Origin of the sequence: Neoactinobaculum massilliense (genome assembly GCF_900604955.1) — a bacterium.
In the GTDB taxonomy this organism is placed as follows: Bacteria; Actinomycetota; Actinomycetes; order Actinomycetales; family Actinomycetaceae; genus Neoactinobaculum; species Neoactinobaculum massilliense.
The window spans coordinates 66,284-82,429 of the sequence record NZ_UWPE01000002.1 but is presented as its reverse complement, the minus strand read 5'-3'; the positions used below and the strand labels follow the sequence as shown (position 1 = coordinate 82,429).

General features: G+C 64.6%; 11 protein-coding genes. 5 read left to right on the top strand and 6 right to left on the bottom strand.

Going from position 1 to position 16,146, the window contains the following annotated elements; all coding sequences use genetic code 11:
• Window positions 1–52 precede the first annotated feature (52 nt).
• The 4 genes from EIH27_RS06735 to EIH27_RS06720 all read right to left on the bottom strand — a co-directional run bounded on the left by EIH27_RS06735 (window position 53) and on the right by EIH27_RS06720 (window position 4,443).
• On the bottom strand, window positions 53–889 hold the full coding sequence (locus EIH27_RS06735; protein WP_124040237.1) for a class II fructose-bisphosphate aldolase: 837 nt from the start codon (window positions 887–889) through the stop codon (window positions 53–55).
• Window positions 890–1,256: 367 nt separating this feature from the next.
• Window positions 1,257–2,180, bottom strand: coding sequence for a 1-phosphofructokinase family hexose kinase (locus EIH27_RS06730; RefSeq protein WP_164461634.1), 924 nt, complete (start codon window positions 2,178–2,180; stop codon window positions 1,257–1,259).
• Window positions 2,181–2,525: 345 nt separating this feature from the next.
• Entirely contained in the window at window positions 2,526–3,572 is a 1,047-nt protein-coding gene (locus EIH27_RS06725; RefSeq protein WP_124040235.1) for an ROK family protein, read from the bottom strand.
• Between the two features lies 1 nt (window position 3,573).
• Window positions 3,574–4,443 carry an SIS domain-containing protein gene (locus EIH27_RS06720; protein WP_124040234.1) on the bottom strand — a complete coding sequence of 290 codons (870 nt, stop codon included), beginning with the start codon at window positions 4,441–4,443 and terminating at the stop codon, window positions 3,574–3,576.
• A gap of 309 nt (window positions 4,444–4,752) precedes the next feature.
• Here EIH27_RS06720 and gnpA point away from each other — a divergent pair, with 309 nt between their 5' ends.
• The 3 genes from gnpA (at window position 4,753) to EIH27_RS06705 (ending at window position 9,170) form a co-directional block, all read left to right on the top strand.
• Window positions 4,753–7,002 carry a 1,3-beta-galactosyl-N-acetylhexosamine phosphorylase gene (gene gnpA, locus EIH27_RS06715; protein ID WP_124040233.1) on the top strand — a complete coding sequence of 750 codons (2,250 nt, stop codon included), beginning with the start codon at window positions 4,753–4,755 and terminating at the stop codon, window positions 7,000–7,002.
• 722 nt (window positions 7,003–7,724) lie between these two features.
• On the top strand, window positions 7,725–8,324 hold the full coding sequence (locus EIH27_RS06710; RefSeq protein WP_338133972.1) for a DUF6318 family protein: 600 nt from the start codon (window positions 7,725–7,727) through the stop codon (window positions 8,322–8,324).
• Window positions 8,325–8,489: 165 nt separating this feature from the next.
• Window positions 8,490–9,170, top strand: a complete 681-nt coding sequence (locus EIH27_RS06705) for a hypothetical protein (RefSeq protein WP_124040231.1) — start codon at window positions 8,490–8,492, stop codon at window positions 9,168–9,170.
• Window positions 9,171–9,300: 130 nt separating this feature from the next.
• On the opposite strand, the gene EIH27_RS06700 is transcribed toward EIH27_RS06705, so the two are convergent.
• Window positions 9,301–10,626: a Fic family protein gene (locus EIH27_RS06700; protein ID WP_124040230.1), complete on the bottom strand. Its 1,326-nt coding sequence runs from the start codon at window positions 10,624–10,626 to the stop codon at window positions 9,301–9,303.
• A gap of 336 nt (window positions 10,627–10,962) precedes the next feature.
• Between EIH27_RS06700 and EIH27_RS06695 the strand changes: the two genes are divergently transcribed.
• Window positions 10,963–12,042: a 2,3-butanediol dehydrogenase gene (locus EIH27_RS06695; RefSeq protein ID WP_277424098.1), complete on the top strand. Its 1,080-nt coding sequence runs from the start codon at window positions 10,963–10,965 to the stop codon at window positions 12,040–12,042.
• Between the two features lie 116 nt (window positions 12,043–12,158).
• A complete protein-coding gene (locus EIH27_RS06690; RefSeq protein WP_124040229.1) occupies window positions 12,159–13,487 on the top strand; it encodes a carboxylesterase family protein in 1,329 nt (442 codons plus the stop codon).
• A 220-nt stretch (window positions 13,488–13,707) separates the two neighbouring features.
• On the opposite strand, the gene EIH27_RS06685 is transcribed toward EIH27_RS06690, so the two are convergent.
• Window positions 13,708–15,936 carry a beta-glucosidase gene (locus EIH27_RS06685; RefSeq protein ID WP_124040228.1) on the bottom strand — a complete coding sequence of 743 codons (2,229 nt, stop codon included), beginning with the start codon at window positions 15,934–15,936 and terminating at the stop codon, window positions 13,708–13,710.
• Window positions 15,937–16,146 lie beyond the last annotated feature (210 nt).

The window sequence follows — 16,146 nt, the reverse complement described above, 5'->3', positions numbered from 1 at the left end:
CTGGGAGCCCCAGCGCTGAACGAAGTGTTGCTCCCGGGCACCCTGACCCCTGCTATTCCCCGGCGTAGAGCCGCAGCAACCGCTCCACCTCCGCGCGCACGGCAGCATTCCCCGGCTTCCCGTACTTACGCGGATCCACCACGGCGGGATCGGCCGCGAGCACTCGGCGCACCTCGGCCGTGTAGAGCACGTTGAGGTGCGTGGACACGTTGATCTTGGTCATGCCGGCGTGAATGGCGTCCACCATGCCGGCGTCGGGCACGCCGGAGGAGCCGTGCAGCACCAGCGGGACGGGGACGGCCGCCTTGATGCGGGAGATGAGCCCGGTGTCCAAAACGGCGTCGCGTGTGGCCATGGCGTGCGAGGAACCCACCGCCACGGCCAGCAGATCCACGCCCGTGTCCGCCACAAACTTCGCCGCATCCTGCGGATCCGTGCGGGCGGTGGGGTTGTGCACGCCGTTTTTGCCGCCCACCTCGCCCAACTCTGCTTCCACGGACACACCGGCCGCGTGCGCGTAGTCGGCGACGGCCGCGGTGGTGGCGCGGTTCTCCGCATCCGGCAGCTTGGAGCCGTCATACATGATGGAGGTGAAGCCCATGTCCACGGCGCGATGGCACAGGTCCACGCTCTCCGCGTGGTCGAGGTGCACGCCGACGGGCACGTGCGCCGAGGCGCCCAGATCCAGCAGCGCCTTCCCCAGCGGTTCTAGCCGGCCGCCGTGATAGGCGATTGCGTTCTGGGAGAGTTGGAAAATGATCGGGCGTCCGGCGGCTTCGGCGGCGTCCACAAATGCTTCTGCGAACTCGAGGAGCACCACGTTGAACGCCCCGAGCCCTTCGCGCTTCGCCGCAGCTTTGCGGGCGAGCTCAGCAGTATCTGCAAGCATTGCTGTCCTTTCTTTTATTCCATTGTTTCCGTACGACGCCGGTGTAGTCCAGTAGTTCGCCGGTTCGGTGTTCCTATGGTTGCTTTAATGGCCGTTAATGCAGTTCCCCCACCGGTTTAATGGCCATTAAGGAGGCTCCATATTGCTTTAAAGGCCTTTGATGTTGTTTGGAGGTGTATTAGCCACCTTTCAAGTGCACTAACCGCCTGCGAACGGGGGCCGGTGCACTAGGCGCCTGCGAACGGGGAATCGGATAGTGAGTGTGGGCCTGCGGGGGCCGAATGGCGAGTGGGCCTGCGTGACGCCGGTCGGCGAGCAGGCCTGCGTGGGGCCGGCCGCCATCCGGCCAGCCCCGGGTCAGCCGCCGCTAGGCACGCAGGCGGGCGTACACATCGGCGTCGAACCGCCCGGCAATCGGGGAGGCGACGGTGGCGGCGGCCAGCGCCTGCCCGTCTCGCAGCCATGCGCGCAGCTGGTCCGGATTTTTGGCCGCCGCGAGTCCGTCCGGGCTGATGCCGCGCACCAGCCCGGCTACCAGGGAATCCCCGGCGCCGGTGGGATTACCAGCGGTACGTGTCAGTGCGGGCACCGTCAGCGGCTCCTGCCCGGCGAGCTGCGCCATGAGGCCGTCCTCGCCGCGCGAGCACACCACCAGCCCCGTCCCGCCGGCCAGCAGCTGCGCCATCCCGGCATTCACATCATCCGTGCCGGTTACGGCCGCCAACTCCGCCTCATTCGGCTTGAGTACGTCCGCACCGGCGTGGGCCGCCTCCGTCAGCGGCGCGCCCGAGGTATCCACCAGCACGGTGCCACCCCGCTCATGGATCGCGGCAATGAGCGCCGTGAGCCGGCCGGGTGCAGTTTCCGGCGGAAATGAGCCACAGATGGCTACGACGTCGCCGGCACGAACGTCGTTGAACACCTCCGTGAGCGCATCCCAATCCTGCACGGCTACGGGCGCCCCGGTTTCATTGATGATCGTGCCGCCGTGCGAATCCGTGATGGAGATGGTACGGCGGGTGGTGGCGCCCGTGTGCACGAAGCGCGGTGTCATGAGGTCCGCGCCCGGCATCGCCTGCAGCAGGGCGAGAAACTCGCGCCCCGCCGCGCCGCCCAGAAAGCCGGTGACCGTGGTGGGAACGCCCAGCTGAGCCAGCACCGAGGCCACGTTCATCCCCTTTCCACCGGCGACGACGCGCGGGGGCGCCGCACGGTGCACGCCACCCACGGTGAGGGTGGGCACCTGGTAGGTGGTGTCGATGGCGGGATTTGGTGTCAGCGTCCAGATCATGATGCACTCCTTTTCGACGCCGTTCGGGGACGGCGGATGGTTGATAGGCCGGGTGATTCGGCTTGGTGTCGGTGACCGGTGTTGGTGGGCTGGGTGGTTCGGCCGGGATGTGGGCTGGGTGGTTCGGCGGGGTGCCGGTGGTCGGTGTTTGTGCGCCGTTATGCACCGTTGCGGACCGCTTAGCGGCCCGCAACAAGCCTTAACGGCGCACAAGTGCGGAGAAGGTCCGGGGACTGGCCGGGGACAGACCTGGCCGGGGACGGACATGGTCGCGGACGGTCAACGGTGGCGGGGTGTGGGGACCCCGGAGACGTCAACGGTGGTGACGATCGCGGGGCCGGCCGGCTAGCCGGCCGGCATAACCAGCGCCGCCGCTCCCAGTGCCTGGCTCTGGTCCCCCAGGGCCGCGGCGTGAAGAATCGGCGCCGGCATGGGCGAGGGCGAGTCCGCCATGATTCGGGCGAGCATGTCCAGCAGCCGCGGCCCAGCGTTCATGAGGCCTCCGCCGATCACCACGGGAAGCGCGCCCACCGTGTGGCGCACGGCGTCAATGGCGTAACCGAGGGCGGTAAGCGAGGTGGTCAGCGTATCCAGCGCGGCCGGGTCCCCATCGAGCGCCGCACGCACCACGGCCGCGGTATCCAACGGATTATCCGGGTGCCGACGCGTGTAGAGCGCGCCGACGGCCCGCGCCGAGCCAAGCTCCTCCAGCCGTACCGTGCCCTCCCGGGTGGGATAGGGCAACTGACCAATTTCCCCCGCCCACGGGTTCGGTGCGAACGGCTCACCATCCAATACAACGGTGGAGGCCAGGCCCGTTCCCGCGGCCAGGTAAATGAAATCGGAGAGGCCCACGCCCCAGCGTGCTTCACCACGGGCGCCGGAACGGAGATCCTGGCTGAGGGCCACGGGTCCGCCCAACTCCTCCTCGATGAGAGCACGTAACGGCACATTCTCCCACCCGAGATTTACGGCCAGCACCACGCGGCCGGCGGCATCATCCACGATGCCGGGGACGGCCACACCCACGGCCTCGGTGTCTACGTTCCGCCCGGCATCCGTAGCGCGAAGTTGCTCCACCACCGAGGCGATAGCGGCCGCCACGTCAGCTCCGGGCATGGCGACGCCGTGATTCCCGGCGGGTTTCAAAGAAGCGGCATTCCCGTCAGATTCCGAAGAAGCGGCGCGGGTACGTGCGGGCTCGTCAGAGCCCATACCCACTTCCGTGACCGGGGGCGTTACGTGCGGCTCCGACGTCGTCGCAGTTCCCGGCGTCGCCGGACTTCCGGCACCCGGCGTGGACAGGCGGGCTCGCGCCAGGATCTCTCCCGTATCGGAGGCAACAATACCCTTGATGGACGTGCCCCCCACGTCCACGGCGATGGCACGCATGCTACTTGAGAATGACGGACCGCGTCAGGTGACGCGGCGTATCCGGATTGAGCCCGCGATCCTCAGCGCGTGCAACAGCCACGCGCTGGGCGAGTACCAACTGGGCGAGCGGGTTGAGATCGGAGGTAACCAGCTCGGCACCGGTGGCCGCGATCTGGTCCGCCATGCCCTCGGGCACCTTGCCGAATACCCACGTGAGCCGGCCGGGCTGCGCGATCGAAATGGGGCCGTGACGGTACTCCATGGCCGGGTAGGCCTCCGTCCAGGACTGGGAGGCCTCGCGGCACTTGAGCGCCGCCTCGTTGGCCAGCCCAATGGTCCACCCCGTTCCCAGGAAGGTAATCTGCTCGGCCTTCGCCCAGCGCTCCGGAATTTCGGTGGCCAGTGCCCGCTCGCAATCCGAGGCGGCAGCTTCGACGTCGAACCCCAGAGAACCGAGGAGGAATGCGAGTGCGGTGGTGGCGAAGCGCGTCTGAACAACGGACTGCTCGTCGGCGAAATCGAGGACAATTTCCTTATCCGCGAAGGGCGTGCCCGGGCCGGGGGAGACGGCCGTGATGAGGAGGTTCGGGATGCCGGCCTCGCGCGTTTTCTTGAGGACATCCACCACTTCCGTGGTGGTGCCGGAACGGGACAGGCACACAACCGTATCCACGTCTGAGTAGGGGAACTCCGTGGCCGTGTAGGCGTAGGAGGGGGCGCCGGTGACGGCGGTACGCATGGAGCAGTAGGCCTGCGCCATGAACCAGGACGTGCCGCATCCGATCACGGCAATACGCTGGTCGGGGGCCGGAAGCGCCGAGGTGTCTACGCTGGCAACACGGCGCCAAAGTTCAGGCTGGCTATGGATTTCTTCTGTGGTTCGCGACATGACTCTCACTTTCATTGTGCGTTAGGCCGCTAGGTCCCATGGTAATGCCATCGCATGTCTGACAATGGGACAAGATGCCTGTAATTTCCGCGCTACACTTTCGGCATACCCATGCCGGCGCAGGCCGGGCGGGTAGTGACCCGGGCGTGCTGCATGCCGAGCGGTTTCCGTGAGGCCGGGACTCCGGGTTGGTATACCCCGGGAGCCGCGTGGCCTCCGGGCTAGCAGTACCCCGGACATATCCGGGCTAGCAGTACCCCGGGGCCGCTCCCCGGGCCAGCTTGTCCCATCAATGACGAAGGAACTTTCATGCGCGGCCGCCTCACCATCCCCACTGATCTTGACGTTGTTCCCGAAACCCTGGAGCTGATGAAGCGCTGGGGAGCCGATGCCATCCGCGACTGCGATGGCGCGGAATTCCCCAAGGAACTACGGGGTGTGGACGCCAAGATTTACAAGACGTACTACACCACCCGCAAGGACAACGAGTGGGCCAAGGCGAATCCGGACGAGGTGCAGCAGAGCTACATCATGACCGCATTCCACACGGCCACCGAGGAGCCCCTGGCCATTCCGCTCATGAAGGGCATCAGCCCCGAACTCATGAAGCCCAATACGCACGATGACATCAAACGCTGGTGGGAGGTGGTGGACCGTACTACAGGGGAGCCCCTCGATCCGGCGGAATGGGAGTACCGGGCGGAAGACGGCGTCGTCGTGATTCCGAAGCCCGCGCCCTACCACGAATACACCGTGAGCTTCCTGGCCTACCTCATCTGGGACCCCGTGCACATGTACAACGCCGTGGTGAACAACTGGACCGGCGTGGAGCACCAGATCACCTTCGATGTGCGTCAGCCCAAAACTCACGCCTGGTCCCTGAAGCGGCTCCGCAAGTTCATCGAGGACAATCCGCACGTGGACGTGCTGCGGTTTACCACATTCTTCCACCAGTTCACCCTGGTATTCGACGAGTTGCGGCGGGAAAAATACGTGGACTGGTACGGCTACTCCTCCTCCGTGAGCCCCTACATTCTGGATCAGTTCGAGTCCGAGGTGGGCTATCGCTTCCGCCCCGAATTCATCATTGATCAGGGCTACTACAATAATCAGTACCGCGTGCCCTCGAAGGAGTACCAGGATTTCCAGGCGTTCCAGCGGCGCGAGGTGGCCAAGCTGGTGCGCGAAATGACCGACATCTGCCACGAGTACGGCAAGGAAGCCATGATGTTCCTCGGCGACCACTGGATTGGTACCGAGCCGTACATGGAGGAATTCCGCCAGTCCGGGGTGGACGCGATCGTGGGGAGCGTGGGGAACGGCTCCACACTGCGCCTCATCTCCGACATCAAGGGCGTCAAGTACACGGAGGGGCGCTTCCTGCCCTACTTCTTCCCCGACTCCTTCTACAAGGGCGCGGATCCGGTGAAGGAAGCCCGGGAAAACTGGGTGACCGCGCGGCGCGCCATTCTACGTAGCCCCATCGACCGCATCGGCTATGGCGGCTACCTCAAGCTGGCTTACGAGTTCCCGGACTTCGTGGCGTACGTGGAGAGCGTGGCCGGCGAGTTCCGCGAGCTCTACGCGAACATCAAGGGGGCTAAGCCCTTCAGCTTCAAGCGGGTGGCGGTGCTCAATTCTTGGGGCAAGATGCGGTCCTGGGGTGCGCACATGGTCCATCACGCGCTCTACCAGAAGCAGAACTATTCTTACGCCGGCGTGATTGAGGCGCTCAGTGGTGCGCCGTTTGATGTGCGCTTCATTAGTTTCGACGACGTCGTAGCCTCCCCGTCCGCCCTGGAGGACGTGGATGTGATCATCAACGTTGGGGATGCCGACACGGCTCACACAGGTGGTGCGGTGTGGGAGGATCCGGCGGTGTCCTCGGCCATTAAGCGGTTCGTTCACAACGGGGGCGGACTGATTGGCGTGGGCGAACCCGGCGGACACCAGTACCAGGGGCGGTTCCTGCAACTCGCGGCGCCGCTGGGGGTGGAGAAGGAAACCGGGTTCACCCTCAATTACGACAAGTACAACTGGGAGGAGCACCGGGACCACTTCATTCTGGCGGATTGCCAGGGTGGGGATGGTTCGGACACGACGGTTGGTGCGAGCGCAGCTGGGGCTGACGGCGGTGCCGGTGCCGTTGGTGATTTCGGGCCTCAGGTTGTTGCCGGCGGGGTGAACTTCGGCGAGGGCAAGAAGTCCATTTATGCGCTGGAGGGCACCGATGTGCTCATACAGAAGGACCGCGAAGTGCAGATGGCCGCGAACCAGTACGGGCGTGGGCGCGGCGTGTACATTTCCGGACTGCCTTACAGCGCGTTGAATAGCCGGGTGCTGTACCGGGCGATTCTGTGGGCCGCGGGCGCTGAAAATGAGCTTCACACCTGGTTCTCCACCAACGTCAACGTGGAGGTGCATGCCTACCTGGAGAGCGGTAAGTACTGCGTGGTGAACAATACGTACGAGCCGCAATCCACCACCGTGTACCGGGGCGACGGCTCCAGCTTCCCGCTGGATCTGGACGCCAGCGAGATCCGGTGGTTCGGGATTTAGGCTGGCGGTGTTCCGGGCCGGGGAAGGTTATCACGCCGGCCCGGCTACCCGGCCGGGGCGGCGGGCTACCGGCCTCGGCTTACCTGCGTTGGTCGGTTCGGCTAACTGTTGGCTCTCCCTGCCGGCTTTAATGGCCACCCCTCCCCTCTGCGGTTTAATGGTCTTTAAAGCTGTTTGCGGGTGGTCTATACACCTCTAAACGACCCTAATCACCTGCGAATGCAGAATCGGGCCGCGGCATAGCAAGCGTGACTGCCCGAGTGGAGGGGCCGACCACCCGCCCTCGGTTTTAATGGCCTTTAATGCCGTTTGGAGGTGTCTTGTACACCAGTGAACGGCACTAACCACCTTTGAGCCGGGATGGGCAATTGTGTCCGCCCCGCTCTTCTGCGGTTTGATGGCCTTTAAAGCTTTTTGCAGGTGGTCTATACACCTGGCAACAGCACTAATTACCTGCGAACCAGCGCGGGAGGTGCAGGCCACTCTCCCACTGGCCGGGTTTAATGGCCTTTAATGCACTTGGTAGGTGGTGAGTGCACCTTCGAACGACCCTAATCACCTGCGAACGTGGAATCGCCCGGCCGCCCATCCCCCACTGGGTCTAATGGCCATTAATCCCAGTACTACGCGCGCAGCGGTGCGCAGTTCATGAGCGGAGCGGGTTTTCCACAGGGTGTGGATGTGGTCTGCGGCTGGGCGCCCCGGTCCCGTATTTTTGCCTTATGAGGAGATGGGGTGTGGCCGCTACTGCGGCCGTCATGATGTTGGCCGGTTGCAGCGGCCACGCGAGTCCGGGTGCGTCCGAATCCTCCAGTGAGAGCGAGGCGGCCACGCCGAGTGCATCGGCGAGCGCTGCCGGGCGGATTAGTGCGGCGCCGCCTGAACGGCCGGCGGTCATGGATAACAACACGGAAGAGGGAGCCGCGGCGGCGGTCGCCTACTACATCCGCCAGAGCCTCTACGCCGAGGCGACAGGCGATGACTCGGAGCTTCAAGCTATGTCGGGGCCGGGCTGCAAGCCATGCCAGTATTTTGTGGATCGTGTTCACGATGAGAATCGTGGTCAGTGGCTTGAAATCCCGGATGTTGATGTACTTGATACGCATGTATTCCCCAGCGAGCAGCACGACGGTGCGTTCCATGTGGAATTAACTGTCAGGCGTGGTGAGGCAGAGGTGATTGACCCGCAGGGAATTCGCGGACCGATTGGCTCTCAAGACGCTGTGATCGGTTTTGATGCAGCGCAAGAATCTGGCGGGTGGCAGATGCTTGATGGCGCGATTCAAGCTGATGAAAATGCCAGTCCAGAAGCGACGGAGTAAGTCATGCTCTCAAGTTCAGCGGTACTTTTGGCGGTGGCCGCCGGAGCGATTCGGCTGGATAGTACGGCGCTCCCTGGATCTTCCACATTTTCCTGGGGTGGGTCTGTATCAGGTGTAAGTTTCAATATCTCTGGAGAAGTATCAGGGAAGGATACGGGTTCCGGAGTGACTGGTCAGGCCGGCACTGCCACCGGCGGGCATTCCAGCGGGACCGCGCGCGGGCGCGGGGCTTCCCACGGCGTGGGCGGTGCTGCCAGTGATGCTCCGCCATCCGTGCAGTTCGATGGCGAAAACGAACTCATCTATTTTGACCAAAACGGACGTCGCATCATGACTCTCGGCGTTCCGGGCCAGGCACAGCCGGCTGCTTCCGCACCAGCACCGGCGGCGTCAGCACCCCAGGCGCCGGATCCTGCCACGCTTATCACCCAACGCGATGTCGCGCAGCTAGCCGCCCAGCGGGGAACTATCAGCATTTCGCCCGCCCGCGCAGAGGTCCTCATCAATAAACCCGTCTACTACTCCACTGACGCCACAGCCCATAACGCTGAGCTCACCGTCCTGGGTGTGCCGGTCACAGTTCACCTCACGCCGGTCATCTACACGTGGAGTCCGGGCGACGGCTCGGCGTCCTTCACCTCCACCAGCCCGGGCGGCGCCTGGCCTAATGGCACCATCAGCCACACCTACGCGCACCCAACCACCGGGGTTAGTGTGGGCCTGACCGTCACCTGGTCAGCGTCGTTCACGGCCATGGGTACCACCTACCAGGTGCCGGGTACTGTGGCCGTGAGCTCGCAGTCCGCACCCTTCAGCGTCGTCGAAGCTGAGACGCGCCTCAAGTAGGCGTGTGCTCCCGCTTCATTCGCGGCCATTCCACTTCCATCGCAACACCTCCACCTTGCCTGTGCAGGTACGCGCGTGGCGGCGTCGTACCAATCGGCGCGTGCTATCCGGCTACCCCAGCGGCGTCGTACTAATCGACGTCGAGGGTGAGCCGCTCCGCCTCCGCGGTGGACAGCGCGAACCGAAGCGGCCGCCGGCGAACGGTCACCACGCGGCCCTGCTCCTCGAGCTCGCGCAAGGCGTCGCGGAATGTGCGGCGAGACGAGCCATAGGTGGCGACGAACGTGTCCAGATCCGTGGCGTGGTCCTCGGCGAAGAGGTAGGCCTGCGCGAGGACGAACAGCGTATTGCGTTCGGCCTTGGAACGGATGGTGGGCGCGAGGTGCTGGAGCAGCTCGTGCGCGCGGGCTAGCGATGTGCTCTTCGGTCCGATTGTGCCTAGCACCCAGCGCTGCGCGCGGCCGATGAAATCGAGCATGGTGGTGACGAATTGCGTGCACTCGCCGCGATTGCGTGCGTCCTCCACCTCGATGAAAGCGCGGTAGTAGGCCTCTTTGTCGTCGCTGATCTGCGGCGAGACCGCCAGCGCCGTGGAGATCGAGAGTGTCTGCCGCAGCGCGTGCGCCAGCAGGTACCGTCCTGTGCGGCCGTTGCCGTCATAGAACGGGTGGATCATTTCGAACAGCAGATGCGAGAGCGTTGCAGCCACCAGGCGCGAGCTGATCGGCCGCTTCCACAGCCCCAGCATCGTCTCCAAACCAGCGCGAATATTAGCTTCCGGATACACGCCGCGATGCACAATCTTCTGCGAACCCGTGGTGATAAGCACCGGTTCTTTCCGGAACAGCTGGCCATCGGGGAGGTCGTCGCGGGAGATTTCGCCCTCGGTTACCCGGTTGTAGACGGCGCGAATATCCTCCAGCGTGGCGATGCGCGCGGGGTGATCACCGGTGAGCTCAAGGAACAGCCGCACGAACGACGACAGCCGCACGTTCGGTTTCGCCAGCGCCTCCTGCACTTCACGGCGCGTGGAGTGCACACCCTCGATGTTGTTGGTGGAGATCACCTCATGGATAATGAGGCTCTGAATAAAACTGGTGGTGGCCACCGGCGGCAGCGTGCGCCACGTGGCGTTAATAGTGCGCTCGCGGGCGTAAATCTCCTCCACCGCCGCCTCGGTTTGCGGGAGGGGCACGTAGAACATGGAGTGGCCCGGTATCTTGATCCGCCGAGTACCAGGCGCCCCGATCCGCCGCTCGTAGGCGGCTTTGCCGCCGTCCGCATCCACGTAGCGTAGTTTCCTGAGGAATTCGTACGGCTCTGAGGTACGAACGACGCCGGTGGGCGCTATTGGTACGTGGCTGGGGGAGTAGTGCGCGGCGGATGTGCCGACGCCGTCGGCCGGAGTGGGTGCGGCGTTGGTAGGCGCATCGGCTTGGTACTGCGAATCTGGCATTTTCACCTCACAATCCGGTGCGCTAACTGTACTCCGCCGGCGGATCTTTCCAATACGCGTGAAATTCCGGTGCGCTTATTGGAAAAATGCGGCTTCAACGCAAGTTAGCTGAGGGTGGTTTTCAGGTTTGAGGTGGGCTTCTGACTCGATTGCCGACGCACCCCCACGCGGGTGGCGCGTCGCTTGCGGCACCCGCGGGCGTCGCAAGCGCGCCACTGAGCACTTACAGCGCTTGTGCCCAGCGCCTCCTCCCGTAACACACCACCCAGAGAGCCCAGAAAACCTGTCGGAGCCCGCCGATAGACTCCGAAGTAGCTACTCACAACAAGGAGGTTGATGATGAAGGCTGTTCGCTACTACGGAAAAGAGGACGTGCGCCTCGACGACACCCCGGAGCCGGAGGTGGGCCCCGGTCAGGTGAAGGTTGCGCCCGCGTGGAATGGCATCTGCGGTTCCGATCTGCACCTGTACTTCGACGGACCGATTCCGCCCGCCCCATTCACCACGGAGCCGCACCCGCTCTCAGGCGAGACGCTTCCGGTGGTGTTCGGCCACGAGTTCTCCGGCGTGGTGGAAAAAGTGGGTGAGGGCGTCACGCGTGTGGCCGTGGGTGACCACGTGGCCGTTGAACCGCTGCTGGTGTGCGACGAGTGCCCGGCCTGCCGCGCCGGCAAGTACAACCTGTGCGAGAAGATGGGTTTCATCGGTATCTCGGGCGGCGGTGGCGGCCTCTCCGAACACATGGTCATCCGCGAGGCGTTCGCCCACCCCGTCGGCAACATTCCGCTCGATCAGGCCGCACTGGTTGAGCCGCTGTCCGTCAGTGTCCACGCCATTCGTCACGCGGGCATCCGCAGCAGGGACGACGGCGAAGGCAAGGTTGCGGTGGTGGGTGGTGCCGGACCAATCGGCCTCACCGCAGCGGCCGTTCTCAAGGCATACGGCGTGCGGGTGATCATCTCCGAGCTGGCAGATGTACGCCGCCAGAAGGCACTGGACACCGGCGTTGCGGAGATCGCCGTCAATCCCGCGAAGGAAGATCTGGTCGAGGTGGTGCGGAAGGCCACCAACGGCTTCATGGCAGACATTGCCATTGATGCTGCAGGCGTCAGCGCGGTGGTTGATCAGTTGTTCAGCGTGCTGGGCCCGGGCGGACGTATCGAAGTAGTTGCGCTCCATGGTGCGTCATATCCGCTCGATATTCTGGCTCAGCTAACGCTGGGTGATCACATTATTGGATCCTGCGTTGGCTATGCGCATGACCACGAAGAATCCATTCGCCTCATCCAGAGTGGCGAGGTGGATGTGGCGCCTTTCGTCACCGGAAAGATCACCGCGGACCGCATTGTGGAGGATGGCTTCGAGCGCCTCCGTGGTAACCCGTCGGAGGTAAAGATCCTGGTGAGCATGAAATAACAGGCGGCAGGTTAGTGAAGCTCAGGATGTCTCCGATAGGCGGCGCGCTTTCTTAGCCGGCGGCCGTCCCGGCTGACAGCCAGAGAAAGCATGCCACGCCCACAGGAGGACACACGATGAGTGATACACGGGTCTGGAAGTGTAACGCGGGCCGGTTCACCGGCGTCGTCGAGGGAAACGTGATCCATCTACTGGGGATCCGCTACGCCGCCGCGCCCCGCTACCAGCCGCCCGTTCCCTACACCTATCCGGCGGGCGTGCACGCCATGACCGTGCCGGCACCCATGGCCATTCAGGCGCCCTCCCCTACGGTGGCGGCACTGCTGGGTACCGGCTACTCGAAGGTAGCGCAGGAGGAGAGCTGCCAGTACCTTTCGCTCACGGTGCCGGCTGACGTGCGGCCCGGGGAACGGCTTCCCGTCATGCTCTGGATCCACGGCGGCTCCTATCGGGACGGCGGGTGCGACCAGTACGGCCGCATGCCGCTGGTGTCTGAGGGACGCGTGATCGTGGTGGGCGCCAACTACCGCCTGGGCGTACTGGGCTTCGTCCGAGACCGCGCAGGAAACCTTGCCAACCTGGGCCTGCTTGACCTCATCGCGGCCATGCATTGGATCCGCGCGAACATCGTCGCCTTCGGAGGCGACCCGGAGAATGTGACCATCTTTGGACAGTCCGCCGGGGCCGACGCCGTTCGCAGCCTCATGCTCGCACGCGGCACGGATCACCTGTATCGCCGCGCCATCATGGAGAGTGACCCGCTGGGCCTCATGACGGGCCGGGAGCATATGGACCGCGAAGTCCTGGAACGCTTCAATCGGGTGCCTGTGGATGCCAGTGTGGCGGAACTCCGCCGCGCCCAGGCGGACATCATTGCGCATGTACCCGAAAAGTCGATTGCGCGTCACATGGTGTTTGGCCCGCACCTTGGCGTGGACCCACTACCTGCCGCTGCAGACGTATCGGCGCGCTGGGACGAGGTTGCCCCCGCGCACGAACTCCTCATCGGTTCCAACACGCGCGAGCTGGCCGCGTACATCGCGGGCAGGCCGGCCCTTATCGCGCTCGATCGCTTCCCGCTGACCCGTCCGCTGTTCGAACGTGTCCTGCGCGGCTACGGCGAGCGAATCTTCGGCACCGGGACGCGCCGCTTCGCGCGGGACTACCGTTCGCACGGTGGCACGGTGTTTCGTTACGTATTTTCTTGGTACGACGCCGAATCCGCGTTCGGTGCATGCCACGCGCTGGATACGGTGCTGCTGTTTGACGCAGGGAAAGTGCAACCGGACGCGGCAGCACTCATGGGTTTGCCGCCGGCGAAGGTAAAGCAGATCGGCGCGCCGCTGCGGAAAATATGGACGGATTTCGCGCGCACGGGCACCGTTTCGCGTACCAGCATCCCCGGGATGATCGACATCGAGCCCGTGCCACAAGGAGCGCGATAGGGCAGGGTTCGGGCTTGGCCGCGTAGCGGGGCGCCCGGTGCCTGGGCACGAGTGTCTGCTCCAAGCGGTAATAGAGCCCGCGAGCCCGTATATGAGCGTGTGCCCAGGGTTCCCCGGGCACACGCTCCGAATTATGGCCGCTGACTGGGCGGTCGGTCACTGACTAGACGGTTGGTCCGCGCATTAGGCGGTTGCCGACTAAGCGGCCGCGACCGGGTGGCTACTTGACGGTCACCTCGGACTCGAACGGGGTGTCCTCGGAGCTGGTACCCACGAAGATGCGGAAGTCACCCGCGGGCACCACGAAGGACTGCTCGTTTGCGTCCCACACGCCGAGCGGGTGCAAAGCCGAATCCACCGGAATGGCAATCTCCACCTGGCGGGATTCGCCCGGCTCCAGCTCCACGCGCGCAAAATCAATGAGACGCTTCGGCGGCTCATGCTTCGCCGGAACGCCGGCGTACACCTGCACCACTTCGGCGCCCTGACGCTCGCCCGTGTTCGTCACGGTGACGTGCACGGTCAGCGTGCCGGCCTCCGCGCCGGCGGTGATACCGCTGGTATCCACGCTCACATCCGAGAGCTCGAACGTGGTGTAGGAGAGGCCAAAGCCGAACGGGAACATTGGCGCAATCCCCTGCGCCTGGTGCCAGCGGTAGCCCATCTCCAGGCCCTCGGAGTAGTGCATCACCGGGTAGCCGGCGCCCTCGTTGACGCCCGGGTAGCGGTCCTCGTGGCCCGCCACGCAGGTGTCATCCCAGCTCTCCGGGTAGGACAGCGGCAGCTTCGCGGAGGGGGTGACGCGCCCGAACAGCACATCCGCCACCGCGTGACCATCCTCCTGGCCCTGGTTGAAGGCCTCAAGAATGGCCGAGACCTTACCGCGCCACGGCATTGCCACCGGGTCGCCATCCTTGAGCACCAGCACCGTGCGCGGGTTTGCATCCAGCACGGCGTCCAGCATCTCATTCTGACGGAACGGCAGATCCACGCCTTCCTGATCCTCACCCTCGGTGGTGATGAGGCCGGCCATGACCACCACGGTATCCGCCTGCCGGGCGGCCTCACGTGCCTCGTCCAGGTTGGAAAGATCAGCCGCCACCGTGAACACGTCCACGCTCGCGGAGCCACCCAGCTCCTTAATAACATCCTCCATGCCCGGCTTCGGAGCCACCTCGTAGGTGGGGATCACCTGGGAGGAACCACCGCCACAATTGGCAATGTGGTTGGCGAACTGGTCCAGGCCAACAATGAGGATGCGCCCGGCGCCCGCTGCATCGAGCGGCAGGAGCGGTGCCCCGGCGTTACTCGCCGCGCCCTCACCAGCTGCGGTTCCAGCCTTGCCCGCCACGACGTCGTCGTTCTTTAACAGGACGATTACGCGCGCCGCAGCTTCGCGTGCGAACTTGCCGCCAGCCTCCACCTCAATCCCGGTGGCCGTGCGGTCCTCGTCGAACTGACCGAACTTGAACATCTGCGTGTAGCGGCGCACCAGTGCGCGGTCGATCGTGGCCGGCTCGAGGATGCGCTCGGCGATGGCGTGATCGAGGGCGGCCTTGTTGGTCCACTTGTGATCCGGCATCTCATGGTCAAGGCCCGCATTGAGCGCGCCGGCGGTGGAGCGGGTGGCCCAGAAGTCGGACTGGACGTAGCCCTCGTAGCCCCACTGCTCGCGCAGCACGTGGGTGAGTAGCCAGTAAGATTCGGCGGCGTAGGTGCCGTTCAGGCGCTGATAGGCGGCCATGATGCAGCCCACCGCGGCCTGCTTAACCGTCATCTCGAACGGGAGCATGTACAGCTCGCGCATCACGAACTCGTCCGCGCGCGAATCGTAGCGGAAGCGCTCCTTCTCCTGATCATTGAGGACGAAGTGCTTGGCTTCGGCAATGACGCCCTGATCCTGGACACCCTTGGTGACCTCCACGCCCATCACGCCGGAGAGGTAGGGATCCTTGGAGAAGTACTCAAAGTTACGGCCGCCCACGGGGACGCGTGCCAGGCACATGCCCGGCGCCTCAAGCAGATGCTGGCCGAGTGCGCGGGATTCTTTGCCGGCCAGTTCGCCGTAGCGGTAGGCGAGGTCACGGTCAAAGGTGGCCGCCAGGCCCATGGTGGCGGGAAGCGCGGTGGCTGCCGGCGACGGCGTACCGTCACCCTGGCCCACGCCCACCGGACCGTTGGTCACGTTGAAACGCGGAATGCCCAGTTTTTCCACGGCATCTGCGTGACGCCACATGTGCAGGTTCTGGGTTTCCGGATCATTAATGTCCAGATCGTAAATATTGATGGTCTCCATGGCGCCGCCCAGCTGGTTTGCCTTCTGCTCCGGCGTCATTGCCGCCACCAGCGCTTCGGCGCGCTCGCGGGGGCTGAGGGACGTGTTCATCCAGGGGCGCTCGGAAGCGCTCGACGTTTCAGGCTTCGTGCCCGCGTTCTGATTCTCGCTCATTAGCATCCTTGCTTCTGTGGGGCCGTGGGCGCCATGCGCTCGGCCCGGAATCGGCCCGGGTGTGGATACGACGCCGTGTGGCACCGCGGGTCCAGCCCCGGAAACTACCCTTTCAGGCTAGAAGCGGGGACGCGGGCGGCCGGGAAGTTGCCGGGAGTTGTCCGGTGCGGTCGCCTGCCTGTCCGCATGGCACTGCGGCATGGAGCGGAT

What these genes read in the sequence shown, in the direction of transcription:
- gnpA (WP_124040233.1), top strand. Translation starts at nt 4,753, where the DNA reads ATGCGCGGCCGCCTCACCATCCCCACTGATCTTGACGTTGTTCCCGAA.
- EIH27_RS06710 (WP_338133972.1), top strand. Translation starts at nt 7,725, where the DNA reads ATGAGGAGATGGGGTGTGGCCGCTACTGCGGCCGTCATGATGTTGGCC.
- EIH27_RS06690 (WP_124040229.1), top strand. Translation starts at nt 12,159, where the DNA reads ATGAGTGATACACGGGTCTGGAAGTGTAACGCGGGCCGGTTCACCGGC.
- EIH27_RS06720 (WP_124040234.1), bottom strand. Translation starts at nt 4,443, where the DNA reads ATGTCGCGAACCACAGAAGAAATCCATAGCCAGCCTGAACTTTGGCGC.
- EIH27_RS06695 (WP_277424098.1), top strand. Translation starts at nt 10,963, where the DNA reads ATGATGAAGGCTGTTCGCTACTACGGAAAAGAGGACGTGCGCCTCGAC.
- EIH27_RS06685 (WP_124040228.1), bottom strand. Translation starts at nt 15,936, where the DNA reads ATGAGCGAGAATCAGAACGCGGGCACGAAGCCTGAAACGTCGAGCGCT.
- EIH27_RS06700 (WP_124040230.1), bottom strand. Translation starts at nt 10,626, where the DNA reads ATGCCAGATTCGCAGTACCAAGCCGATGCGCCTACCAACGCCGCACCC.
- EIH27_RS06735 (WP_124040237.1), bottom strand. Translation starts at nt 889, where the DNA reads ATGCTTGCAGATACTGCTGAGCTCGCCCGCAAAGCTGCGGCGAAGCGC.
- EIH27_RS06725 (WP_124040235.1), bottom strand. Translation starts at nt 3,572, where the DNA reads ATGCGTGCCATCGCCGTGGACGTGGGGGGCACGTCCATCAAGGGTATT.
- EIH27_RS06730 (WP_164461634.1), bottom strand. Translation starts at nt 2,180, where the DNA reads ATGATCTGGACGCTGACACCAAATCCCGCCATCGACACCACCTACCAG.